Source organism: Hyphomonas sp. GM-8P (assembly GCF_003263315.1).
Taxonomy (GTDB): Bacteria; Pseudomonadota; Alphaproteobacteria; order Caulobacterales; family Hyphomonadaceae; genus Hyphomonas.
Genome location: NZ_AWFE01000138.1, coordinates 126,353 through 137,501 on the forward strand (window position 1 = coordinate 126,353; position 11,149 = coordinate 137,501).

14 protein-coding genes are annotated in these 11,149 nt (G+C 59.0%); 6 read left to right on the top strand and 8 right to left on the bottom strand.

The genetic code is table 11. From position 1 onward, the window contains the following. Nucleotides 1-13 precede the first annotated feature (13 nt). Nucleotides 14-565, top strand: coding sequence for an NUDIX domain-containing protein (locus HY26_RS18650; protein ID WP_112074331.1), 552 nt, complete (start codon nt 14-16; stop codon nt 563-565). Nucleotides 566-570: 5 nt separating this feature from the next. On the opposite strand, the gene HY26_RS18655 is transcribed toward HY26_RS18650, so the two are convergent. Beyond that, entirely contained in the window at nt 571-1,248 is a 678-nt protein-coding gene (locus HY26_RS18655; RefSeq protein ID WP_081812901.1) for an inner membrane-spanning protein YciB, read from the bottom strand. 57 nt (nt 1,249-1,305) lie between these two features. Continuing rightward, complete coding sequence (locus tag HY26_RS18660; protein WP_034762191.1) at nt 1,306-2,172, bottom strand: DMT family transporter; 867 nt, start codon at nt 2,170-2,172, stop codon at nt 1,306-1,308. Nucleotides 2,173-2,306: 134 nt separating this feature from the next. On the opposite strand from HY26_RS18660, the gene HY26_RS18665 reads away from it, so the two are divergent. Next, on the top strand, nt 2,307-4,046 hold the full coding sequence (locus HY26_RS18665; RefSeq protein ID WP_112074332.1) for an amidohydrolase family protein: 1,740 nt from the start codon (nt 2,307-2,309) through the stop codon (nt 4,044-4,046). A 383-nt stretch (nt 4,047-4,429) separates the two neighbouring features. Further along, nucleotides 4,430-4,999, top strand: a complete 570-nt coding sequence (locus HY26_RS18675) for a hypothetical protein (protein WP_146740278.1) — start codon at nt 4,430-4,432, stop codon at nt 4,997-4,999. On the opposite strand, the gene HY26_RS19160 is transcribed toward HY26_RS18675, so the two are convergent. From HY26_RS19160 to HY26_RS18690, 4 genes are all read right to left on the bottom strand, one after another. Then, complete coding sequence (locus HY26_RS19160; RefSeq protein ID WP_199288566.1) at nt 4,996-5,172, bottom strand: hypothetical protein; 177 nt, start codon at nt 5,170-5,172, stop codon at nt 4,996-4,998. The two genes, HY26_RS18675 and HY26_RS19160, sit on opposite strands and share 4 nt — an antisense overlap. After that, nucleotides 5,165-5,485: a hypothetical protein gene (locus tag HY26_RS18680; protein WP_112074335.1), complete on the bottom strand. Its 321-nt coding sequence runs from the start codon at nt 5,483-5,485 to the stop codon at nt 5,165-5,167. The genes HY26_RS19160 and HY26_RS18680 overlap by 8 nt, the downstream gene beginning before the upstream one ends. Beyond that, a complete protein-coding gene (locus HY26_RS18685; RefSeq protein ID WP_158531560.1) occupies nt 5,472-6,044 on the bottom strand; it encodes a Panacea domain-containing protein in 573 nt (190 codons plus the stop codon). Before HY26_RS18685 ends, HY26_RS18680 begins: the two co-directional genes overlap by 14 nt. 91 nt (nt 6,045-6,135) lie before the next feature. After that, nucleotides 6,136-7,101 carry an IS1595 family transposase gene (locus HY26_RS18690; protein WP_112074337.1) on the bottom strand — a complete coding sequence of 322 codons (966 nt, stop codon included), beginning with the start codon at nt 7,099-7,101 and terminating at the stop codon, nt 6,136-6,138. A 109-nt stretch (nt 7,102-7,210) separates the two neighbouring features. Here HY26_RS18690 and HY26_RS18695 point away from each other — a divergent pair, with 109 nt between their 5' ends. Beyond that, entirely contained in the window at nt 7,211-7,618 is a 408-nt protein-coding gene (locus tag HY26_RS18695) for a hypothetical protein (RefSeq protein ID WP_112074338.1), read from the top strand. A gap of 8 nt (nt 7,619-7,626) precedes the next feature. After that, nucleotides 7,627-7,842, top strand: coding sequence for a helix-turn-helix transcriptional regulator (locus HY26_RS18700; RefSeq protein WP_034760937.1), 216 nt, complete (start codon nt 7,627-7,629; stop codon nt 7,840-7,842). Nucleotides 7,843-7,847: 5 nt separating this feature from the next. Here HY26_RS18700 and ftsY read toward each other — a convergent pair whose 3' ends face one another. Then, nucleotides 7,848-9,233 (bottom strand): signal recognition particle-docking protein FtsY, encoded by a 1,386-nt coding sequence (ftsY, locus tag HY26_RS18705; RefSeq protein ID WP_112074339.1) that lies wholly within the window; start codon nt 9,231-9,233, stop codon nt 7,848-7,850. Further along, entirely contained in the window at nt 9,230-10,507 is a 1,278-nt protein-coding gene (mtaB, locus tag HY26_RS18710; RefSeq protein WP_112074340.1) for a tRNA (N(6)-L-threonylcarbamoyladenosine(37)-C(2))-methylthiotransferase MtaB, read from the bottom strand. Before mtaB ends, ftsY begins: the two co-directional genes overlap by 4 nt. Nucleotides 10,508-10,704: 197 nt before the next feature. Here mtaB and HY26_RS18715 point away from each other — a divergent pair, with 197 nt between their 5' ends. Continuing rightward, complete coding sequence (locus tag HY26_RS18715; protein ID WP_081812900.1) at nt 10,705-11,070, top strand: GNAT family N-acetyltransferase; 366 nt, start codon at nt 10,705-10,707, stop codon at nt 11,068-11,070. Nucleotides 11,071-11,149: the final 79 nt, after the last annotated feature.

Here is an 11,149-nt window from a genome sequence, read left to right on the forward strand (position 1 = left end):
TGGATAACAACAGATGACGGATCAATTATCGAATCCTTTCATTTCGCCCCTTTTTCACGTGGAAACGCCCGAAGGAGACGATAAATTGCGCCGGGTTTGCGCCCATTGCCGATTTATCGACTATGTGAACCCGAAAATCGTTGCGGGGTCCGTTGTGACCAAAAACGGGAAGATTTTGCTCTGCCGGCGCGCAATCGAGCCCCGAAAAGGTTACTGGACGCTCCCGGCGGGCTTCATGGAAGAAGGCGAAACGGTCGAGGAAGGTGCACGGAGGGAGGCGCAGGAAGAAGCGTGCGCGGACATCCGGATCCAGCAGTTACTCGCCGTTTACTCTGTTCCCCGCATTGCGCAGGTTCAGGTCATGTTCCGGGCGGAACTCGTTTCTGACATTTCTGCAGGTCCGGAGAGCGAGGAAGTCGGATTGTTCGACTGGAAGGACATCCCCTGGTCAGAACTCGCCTTTCCGACCGTGGTCTGGGCGCTGACGCATTATGCCGAAACCCGGCACCTGCCTGCCTTCCCGCCGTTCGCCAACCCTCCGGGAACTGAAAAGCTCACCCATTAGGCGAGTCAGCGCTCATCGGGCTGGGTTTTCATATGCTTCAGGGTATAGGGAGCATTGGCCATGGCGAACACGAAACCGATGACGATATTGCCCATCTTCCAGTTGGCCCAGGCGGCCTCACCGAACGCCTGCCACACGACGATGTTCCATATCGCCATCGCTATAAAATATAGGCCCCAGCGGATCGCGAGGACGCGCCAGGCATAGTCCGGCAGGTGAAAGAGCTCGTTGAACAGCATTTTCCAGATATTGCGGCCCACGGCGAGACCGCCGAAAATCGCGCCAGCAAACATCAGATTGATAATGGTCGGCTTCAGGAAAAGCAGGAGCTTTGAATGAAACGCGATGCCCAGAACGCCGAAAACACCGATAAGGCTTGATGAAACGAGCAGGAATGGCGGTATTCTCTGTTTACGGATCACCTTCATGATGATCACTGCGGCCGTGGCCACAATGAGCACGCCCGTGGCCCAAAAGAGCGCGTTTTCCTTCGAAAACAGCCCCTCTTCCGGAAAGCGCAACATGACATTGTAGATGACAATAAAGGCCAGCGTCGGGCCGAGCTCTGTCCAGATTCCCCCGGCACGCGCGGCGGCGTCCTTGACGTTCGCCTCCTGCGGGGCATCACCCGGATGGGTCACTGTCTTCTGATCGAACTCACTCATATACTTCCTACGCACCATGCGTGCTTGCGGTTTTGTTAAAGCCGCTGTCGCACGAAATGTCGCATACGGCGAGTCTCACGCTGCACCGGCCTGCATAAGGACAAGCCCGGTGGCCAGAACGGAGGCGGCAACGATGCGCCGGGCACCGAAACTCTCCTTCAGGAACAAGGCTGCCATCACCGCCGCGAAGACGACGGAAGTTTCCCGCAAGGCCGTCACCATGGCCGCATCGGTCATTGTGTAGGCAAAGATCGCCATGCCGTAGGACAGGCATCCGACAATCCCGCCGATGACGCCGGAACGGAACTGCGGGCGGATCGTTTTCATGTACCGTCCGCGCCTTTGCCAGAGGAAGACTGCCGTCACGCCGACCCAGTCGAACAGGAACAGGATGATGACGAATGTCATCGGGTGCGGCATCGCCCGCGCGGCACGCGTATCACTCACGGCATAAAGCCCGATCCCGACCGCGGTCAGCACGGCCCAGAACAGGGCTCGACGGTCGAGGCTCCGCCCTTCCCGCGTTGCTGCCGTCGGCAGGGCAAAGAAAAGGATGGCAAAGGACGCGCAGAACAGGCCGACCTGCTGCATCGGAGCGAGGTGTTCCTGCAGCAGGAATGTCGCGAACACCGCCGTTGCCAGAGGCCCCAGCCCGCGCATCACCGGGTAGACCAGCGACAGGTCGCCCCGGTGCATCGCCCGGATCAGGCACCCCTGATAAAACCAGTGAGACACCATGGAGATCGCCAGAAGCGGCAAGGTGCTCAAAGGCGGCAGCGGGAAGAAGAACGCGAACGGCAGAACAATCAGGGCTGCCGTGACCTGAACAATCATCCGGCCCGTCAGAATGTCCCCGCCCCCTTTTACCAGGACATTGGTCGTCGCCAGGGATATCGCCGACAGGAGGCAGAGACTGATGGGGAGTATTTCAGAGGCAGTCATGGGGTTCCCGGAAGGCGGCAGGACGGCCCGTCTCATGCCTGAGTTTCCGAACCCTTTAAACTGCTGACGTGCGGTCAGTCTTTCTCGCGGACGTCCGCTCTGGCATCGTGCCGGGAAAGACGAGGGAGAATATCATGGCGACGCATGACCTGATTATCCGCGGCGGGACAATCGTGGACGGCACCGGGGCCGAACCGTTCGAAGGCGACGTGGCGGTCTCCGGCGGTCACATTTCCGCAATCGGCAAGGTTTCCGGAAAGGGCATCGAGGAGATCGATGCGCGCGGACAGGTCGTGACGCCAGGCTTTGTCGACATCCACACGCATTATGATGGCCAGGCGACCTGGGGCGAAGCGATCAGCCCCTCTTCCCTGCATGGCTGCACCACTGTGATCATGGGCAATTGCGGCGTCGGCTTCGCGCCCTGCCGCCCGGAAGACCATGACCGGCTGATCCGCCTGATGGAAGGCGTCGAGGACATCCCCTTCCCCGTGCTCGCCGAAGGCCTGCCGTGGAGCTGGGAGAGTTTCCCGGATTATCTGGATTTCCTGTCGACCCGCCAGTTCGACACCGATATCGGCGCCCAGCTGCCGCATGCCGCCCTGCGGGTCTATGTGATGGGCGAACGCGGCGCGAACCGCGAAGAGGCGAGCGCTGAAGACATCGCTGCCATGAAACAGCTGGCGAAAGAGGCCGTCATCGCCGGCGCGCTCGGCTTTTCCACGTCGCGGACGCTGAACCATCGCACGTCCGACGGCCAGCCGACCCCGACGCTGACGGCCAGCGAAACCGAACTGATCGGCATCGCCGAAGGCCTGAAGGAAGCGAACCGCGGCGTGTTGCAGTTCGTGTCGGACTTCAACGATCCGCAAAAAGAGGCCGCGATGCTGCGCCGGATCGTCGAGGCCTCCGGCCGGCCGCTATCTGTTTCGCTGGCGCAGGCCGATGTGGCGCCGGAAGGCTGGCGCGCCCTGCTGGGTGCAATCGAGACCGCGATGAATGACGGCCTGCCGATGCGGGCACAGGTCGCGCCGCGCCCGGTGGGTGTGCTGCTCGGCCTCGAACTGACAATGAATCCGTTCAGCGCGCATCCGTCCTATGCGGCAATAGCCAAGGAGCCGCTGGCCGAACGTGTGGTCGCCCTGCGCGACCCGGCCTTTCGCGAAAAGCTGCTGTCGGAAGAGCCCGCCTCGGACAATCCGTTCCTGAAAGTCATGCTGCGCAGCTTCGGCAAGATGTTCCAGCTGCGGGATCCGGTGAATTATGAGCCCGGCCCGGAAAGCACACTGGAGCATATGGCCAAGGAACGCGGGATAAGCCCGGAGGCCATGGCGCTCGACCTGATGCTGGAGCGGGATGGCCATGGCGTGCTCTACCTGCCCTTCCTCAACTACTCGCAAGGATCCCTCGAACCGATCCGCGCCATGATGGAGAGCCGCGCCACCCTGCCCGGCCTCTCCGATGGCGGCGCGCATGTCGGCATGATCTGCGACGGCTCGTTTACGACGACGATGCTGACCCATTGGGCGCGGGACCGCCAGCGCGGCCCGAAACTGCCGATCGAATTCCTCGTGAAGCGCCAGACGCAGGACACCGCCCAATGGATGGGCCTGCACGACCGCGGTGTGATCGCACCCGGTTACCGGGCGGATCTGAACGTGATCGACCTGGCAAACCTGAAGCTTCACTTGCCGGAAGTGCAATACGATCTGCCCGCCGCTGGACGACGCCTGATGCAGCGTGCGTCCGGCTACACCGCGACGATCCTGAAGGGCGAGATCACTCACCGGGATGGCGACCCGACCGGCGCCAGGCCCGGCCGGATGGTACGCGGGGCCCAGAGCCTGCAAACTGCAGCGATTGCTGCGGAATAGGGATACTTGTAAAGTTCGCTTGACAAAGTAAAGCTTGCTGGCGATTATGTATTTGACTCACCCAAGCGAATCGAGATTCTATTTCCTGTCACTTGCAGTCGGGGCTAAACTAACAGGAGGCTCGAATGAGCTTTGATCCCCATCGCACTGCCGCTCTGGTGAAACACCGGGCCACCCTCTCAACAGAGCAGCGTCAGCTAGAAGCCTTAGAGGCCATAGCGGACAATCTTCATGGCCTACACACGGAGATGCAATCGCTCCGAATGCTACTTGAGAGCATGCAAAAAGGTAGGGGTGGCTTCTAGAGAAGCAATCCATGGGGAAACTCCATGTCAGTTCCTATGGTTTGCGAGAATTGCGGGTATCGGTTCACATCCCGGCAAATGTATTTCGCCGATACGTCTGTGACGATTTCAGATGCCTGCGAAACTTGCCCTGTGTGTCATGGGCCCGCCTTCGTAATAGACGGAACCTATGAATTTGTGGGCGAAACCCTCAAAGCCTTCCGGCCCCTCAACAGAAAACAGCGGCGAAACCTTCATTCCGTTCTGGAAAAGGCCAAGCGCGGAAAGCTTGATGAACCAGAGCTGATTGACGCGGTTGCAGAGATCTCCCCGGAATTGGGGGCCGTTATAAGAAGAGCGCGCAATGGCCAGTACACCTATGTGGCGCTGATGATTTTTCTCATGCTGCTACTTCAGCGGTGTTCGGGCGGATCTCTAATGACGATCAATCGGACTGAAATAAACCTCATGTGGACCGAAGCTGTGGCCCAAGCCGAAGTAGCTGAGCAACTCTCAACCGATAGAGACGACGCCGAAGAGGATGACGAACCCACTAACCGCGATGACACCAGCAGCGAGACCAGTCCAGAAGCCGCCGTTGTACATAGCAATGTCGCGCTTACTGATCCGGAAAACGTCCAAAACAAACCTCCTAGGTCGGACCGCTAAGACTTCTGACTTTTCTTCTTAGCATGCTTATCGTTGATCCGCGGTGAACGCTCGGGTTTCTCAGACTTCGCCAGCTTGCCTAGTGCCTGGTCGAAAGACTTTTCGTCCATGTCCGCCTCGGCTTCGCGGGCAGCTTCTTTGAACTTATCAAGTTGGCTAGGTTGCTTAGTCATCAAATTCATCCCTGATATCGTCAGGATCGCGACGCTCGATGTGCAACAGAAACACTTTCCGCTGCCGATCATCCACTCTGAAACGCACAACCAGAGCCGGAATTAACACGACGCTGATGACAACATTGGTTTTCGCAATTCTAATGTCAGGGAAACCCGGAATCTCTGGAAACCCAAGCGGATTGCTAAGGAGTGACGCTGTAAGTGATTGCAGAGCCTCATCAACAAACCGAGATCCACCAAGTCCGGCCACCCCGATTTGGAAAGATTCTTCTTCAATAATCTCCCAACCGCTCGGCCTATGCCCAGCCATACTGTTTCGCCAATTCTCTCGTTCGTTTTATGTCTTCTTGAGTAACCGGCTCGTCCGATAGCCACACCATGTCATATGGCATGAGTGTATTCATTTCGACCGTCTTCCAACGAATATCGTGGCTCAGGTCGGAAACTTCAGTTCCATTTTTGTGTTTGAACTTTTCAATGATCTCGTCAACGATCTCGATCTCTGCCCTGATGAACAAGGATACGTCAGGCTCCCGGAGCGCGATGAGCCGCTTCTCATTGCGATTACTTGGATAGTTTCGTTCATCAATACGAACCAATCCGTTCTCAATCATTTCATCACGAATTGGCACCATTGCCTCAGGAGCTGGTCCAAATTTCAGTTTGCGGTAAGCCGCTCCAGTTATTGGAAGTTCCAGTCTCTGGTAAGCAGCGAAGTCGCTGTAATAGAGAATTTTGTTTAGCTTAGTAGCGCCGAAATATTCTTGATTTTCGCATTTCTTGCAGATGTACAGGACTAATTCGCGAAAGCGCTGTCTCCAGTCGCTGCGCGGCACTGCATATTGAAGCCGATCAGGATCAAAGCTCATGTGCGAATCATACCATTTAGGGCTTGACTCGTCGAATGTTTTGTATTTGCCGCGAATATTCCGGACAGATCGGTCACTTACAATCATTCTTTCAGCAACATTCTTGCGGTCGATACTTTAGCCGCTTTCCGGTGACACCCCGCAACGCAATGGTCGCGCGGTGCAAGTCTTCCACTCCGACTACGGAACGGTTGTTATAACGGAAATCGAACTCAGCCAGATAGCGGTGCAGGTGCTGCTTACCGCAGTGCTGGTACACGCCCTTCATGCCGCGCTTGAAGATGCTGTAGTAGCCTTCCACCGTGTTCGTGTGGATCGTGCGATCCGTGAGGCTGACGTATTCCTTGGCGCTATGGTTTACGCTCTCGTGCTTGCGGAACTTGTTGCCGACGACTTTCAGGCGTGGGGCTTCGTCCGTCAGGATGCGGGCCTCTTTGGCAACGTTGGCCTGCACAATCGGCAGGATCGTAGAAGCCTTCAGGTCGTTGATCACGACGCTGCGTGCCTGGCCGGTCGTGCGGTCCACAAGCGTAAGAACCTTGTTACGCTGGACCCAGTTGGGGGCCTTCACGTCCGTATTGGCATCCTTGTCCACGCCAATGAAGGTTTCATCGACTTCAACGTCGCCACCGCCACCGCCCATCGGGGCGAGCTCACCGGAGCGCATTGCCTCGCGGATGCGATGGCAGAGGAACCATGCCGTTTTGTACTGCACTTCCAGAACGCGGTGCATCTGGTGGGCACTGAAGCCCTTCTTGCTGGCGCAAAGGAGGTAGATGGCCTGAAGCCACTTGTGCATCGGCAGGTGGCTTTCCTCGAAGATCGTGCCCTTGCGAACCGTGAATTGCTTCCGGCAGTCACCACACTTGTAAAGGCCGTGGCGCTCCACACCTTCCGGGCTCTTACGGCTCGGCTTAGAGCGAACGCCTTTCAGCGGGTAGGAATTGTCCACCGTTCCACAGTGCGGGCAAACCCTGCCATTGGCCCAGAGAATGGACTCAATGTGCTCAAAAGCAGCGGCTTCGTCGTGAAAGTAGGGCTTGGAAAGAATGGACATGGCCTAACTCCTTGATTCATATTTAGGAATCTCGGTGTGGTGTGTCAAGTACATAATCGCCAGCTTGCTTGTCATATTGTCAGGGTAACTTGACAATAGGAGCTCTCTCATGGCCCAGCCCCGCGGATTCCGCACAGCAAACCGCCGATATCGTTTCCTGTTCTGGCCGATGATGGCCGTATACGTGGCGATCATTCTCGGTACGAAATTTCTGATCGATGATGACAAGGCGCCGGACTGGCTGAATGCCGCTTGCGCGATTGCCGCGACCTTGCCGCTCTTCATCGTCCTTTACGCCATCCGTCGCCAGACCGATGAAACGGATGAATATACGCGCATGCGGTATCTGAAAGCGTTGCGGGATGCGGGCCTCATCACCTCCGGCCTCCTGTTTCTGGTCGGTTTCCTGCAGATTTTCGACGTGATCGGCGACATCGAGGTGTTCTGGTTCGGACCGGTATTCTTCTTTGCCTTCGGCCTGGCGCGCCTGCCGGAATGTTTTGGCCGGACGGTGTAAAGCTGGGTATGAAGAACATTCTCCGCATTCTACGTACGGAAAAAGGATGGAGCCAGGCTGAACTGGCCGACCGGCTCGATGTATCCCGCCAGTCCGTCAACGCCATCGAAACCGGGAAGTATGACCCGTCCCTGCCGCTGGCCTTCGCCATTGCCCGCCTGTTCGGGCGCAGCATTGAGGAGATATTCGATGATGAGGCTGAATCCGCCGAAGCAGCAGAATAAATCGCTTAGGTGCTGACCCCCACGAGGGCTTTCGAGAAGGCCTCCGCACTGAATGGGCGGAGGTCTTCTGCCTTTTCACCTATGCCGATGAAGTGGATCGGCAGGTCATACGCCTCGGCGATCGCAACCAGAACGCCGCCTTTCGCCGTTCCGTCAAGCTTCGTCATCACGAGCCCCGTCACGCCGGCCGTATTCCGGAAGGCCTCGACCTGGCTGAGCGCGTTCTGGCCAACTGTCGCATCAAGGACGAGGATCACATCGTGCGGCGCCGTCGGGTCCAGCTTCTTGATGACACGGACGACTTTTTCGAGCTCCGACATCAGCTCGGTCTTGTTCTGCAAGCGTCCGGCGGTGTCGATCAGGACGAGATCCAGATCGTCCGCCTTCGCCTTTTCGATGGCCTCATAGACAAGGCCCGCCGCATCGGCGCCAGTCGGCTTGGACATGACCGGTATCCCGGCCCGGTCGCCCCAGACGGTCAGTTGCTCAATCGCGGCGGCGCGGAACGTGTCGCCCGCCACCAGCAAGGCCTTCGCGCCCTGCTCTTTCAGTTTCGAGGCGATCTTGCCAATCGTCGTCGTCTTGCCGGAACCGTTGACGCCCACGAACAGCACGATGCGCGGGCTGGAGCCTTCGGAGAAATCGACAATCTTTTCGCGCGGCTTCAACACGTCCGAAATTTCGCTGGCGAGAGCGAGTTTGATTTCTTCGGGGCTGATTTCGCGGTCAAACCGCTCTTTTGCGAGGTTTTTCGTCACCCGGGCCGCGACTTTGGAGCCGAGATCGGACGTGATCAGAAGGTCTTCCAGCTCCTCAATCGTGTCGTCATCGAGTTTTCGGCGGCCAAGCGCGGCGAGGCCTTCCGTCAGACGGGAGGAGGAGCGCGACAGGCCCTGCCCCAGTTTGGCGACGAAGCCCGGATTGTTAGCTTCCGCCTCCATGGCCGCGCGGGCGGCGGCCTCGGCTTCGGCGCGAAGGCGTTCCGCCTCGCGCCGGTCGGCCAGCAGTTTCAGCTCGGCCTCAGCCTTGGCCTGCTGGGCTGCGCGTTCTTCCCGCGCCTTGCGGGCTTTCTCGACCTCTTCAGCCAGACGGGCGGCTTCTTCGGCATCTGCCGCAGCCGCAGCCTCCTCTGCCCGGCGGGCCTCCTCTTCGAGACGGTTTGCTTCAGCGGCGGCCTCGGCGGCTTCGCGGGCCTGACGCTCTTCCCAGGCCTTGTTGGCCTCGGCGACGATGCGTTCGATTTCTTCCTTTTCGGCAGCGGCCTTCGCCGCTTCGGCTTCGACAGCTTCTTTCGCGGCGATCTCTTCCGCCGACAGCTCCGGCGACGCCATCTCCGCACCGGCCGCCTGCATCTCCTCGTTTTTCTTTTTCTTCCCGAACCAGAGGATCATGCGTCTATTTCTCCGATCAGCTGCCTGCCGTCATGCCCGGTTATATGGGCCCGCACGGGCCGTCCAGCTTGGCCGGGGTCGCGCGACAGTTTTACCGGGGTGAAGTCCGCCAGGCGAGCCGCGGTCTCTCGCTCGACCAAAGCCTCCCGCATTTCCCCAATATGGCGCGAAAAGTGGGTTTTGAGGGCGTTTTCGCCCGCTTCCCGCAGCCGCGCGGCGCGCTCCTTGATAACGGCCTTCTCCAGCTGTGGCATCCGGGCGGCCGGCGTGCCGGGGCGCGGGCTGTAGGGAAAGACGTGCAGGAAGGCGAGGCCGCAATCGTCCACAAGACGGACCGAGTTCTCGAAATGAGCCTCAGTCTCTGTAGGAAACCCAGCGATAATGTCCGCACCGAGTGCGATATCCGGACGCAAGCTGCGAAGCCGCTCTGCCAGCGCGATCGCATCATCGCGCGAATGGCGGCGCTTCATCCGCTTCAGGATGAGATTGTCCCCATGCTGAAGCGACAGGTGCATGAAGGGTGCAAGGCGCGGCTCGCCTATCGCCTCGAACAGGGCGTCATCAATCTCGATGGCGTCGATGGAGGAAATGCGCAGCTGTTTCAGCTCCGGCACCAGCTTCAGAATGCGCTGGACCAGATTGCCGAGCTGCGGCGTGCCCGGAAGGTCCGCGCCCCAGCTCGTCAGGTCCACGCCTGTCAGCACGACTTCGTAATGGCCCGTCTCCACGAGGCGGCGGACCTGGTCCACCACTTCACCCGCCGGGACAGAGCGGGAATTCCCGCGGCCATAAGGGATGATGCAGAAGGTGCAGCGGTGGTCGCAGCCATTCTGGACCTGAACATAGGCCCGCGCGCGCCCGTCCATACCGTCGATCAGGTGGGCGGCGGTTTCCTTCACCGACATGATGTCGTTGACGCGGACTTTCTCGTGCCCGCCGAGCAGGTCTACCGGCTTCCAGGTCTCGGCCTTCATCTTCTCATGATTGCCGATCACACGAGTGACTTCCGGCATCTTGGCGAACATGTCGGGGTCGATCTGGGCAGCGCAGCCGGTCACGAGAATGGGTGCGCCCGGATGATCCTTCGCCGCACGGCGGATGGCCTGCCGGGCGGAGCGCACCGCCTCCCCCGTCACCGCGCAGGTGTTGACGATCACCGCATCAGAGAGGCCTGCATCAGCCGCATGGCCGCGCATCACCTCGGACTCATAAGAGTTGAGGCGGCATCCGAGCGTAATAAGCGTCGGGCTGGAGGGGGCTTTCGGGTCCGTCATGGCGTTCTCGTGCAGCGCACATCGCGCCGGATGGGTCGGGAATCAAGGTATTCGACCAGTTAGGGGCTCTAGGAAGCACAAAAAGAGACTACAGTATCGCCAGTTCAGGCGAGGCAAATTCATTGCTGTTCAGACAAGCGTCCGTGTCAGATGCGCCGGCCATTGCAAGGCTTCACAGGGCTTCGCGTGCAGCGGCAATGCCTTGGCTGCCCGTCATCCATTCACCACACGAAGTCCTCGAATTCTTCCACGACCAGGTCTTACCCAGCCAGACCGTTATCGTCGCTGACAAGTTGGGCCAGGTGGCCGGGTTCGTCGCGTATGCGGATGGCTGGCTGAATCACCTTTATGTGGCACCAAATGCCTGGCGAGACGGTACCGGCTCGCAATTGCTGCGCCGGGTCCAAGCGGCTTCCAGCACTCTGCAGCTCTGGACATTCCAGCGCAATAACACGGCACGCGCCTTCTATGTTCGATTCGGGTTCGAACAGGTGGAACTCACGGATGGCCAGCGGAACGAAGAAAAAATGCCTGATGTGCGGATGGTTTGGCGCCGAATCTGACTACCTCCGATATCCGATTCCAGTTCGACCGGACCGTTCATGTAAACGCGGTCGTCGCTTTCGCGCCATTCGATCAGCA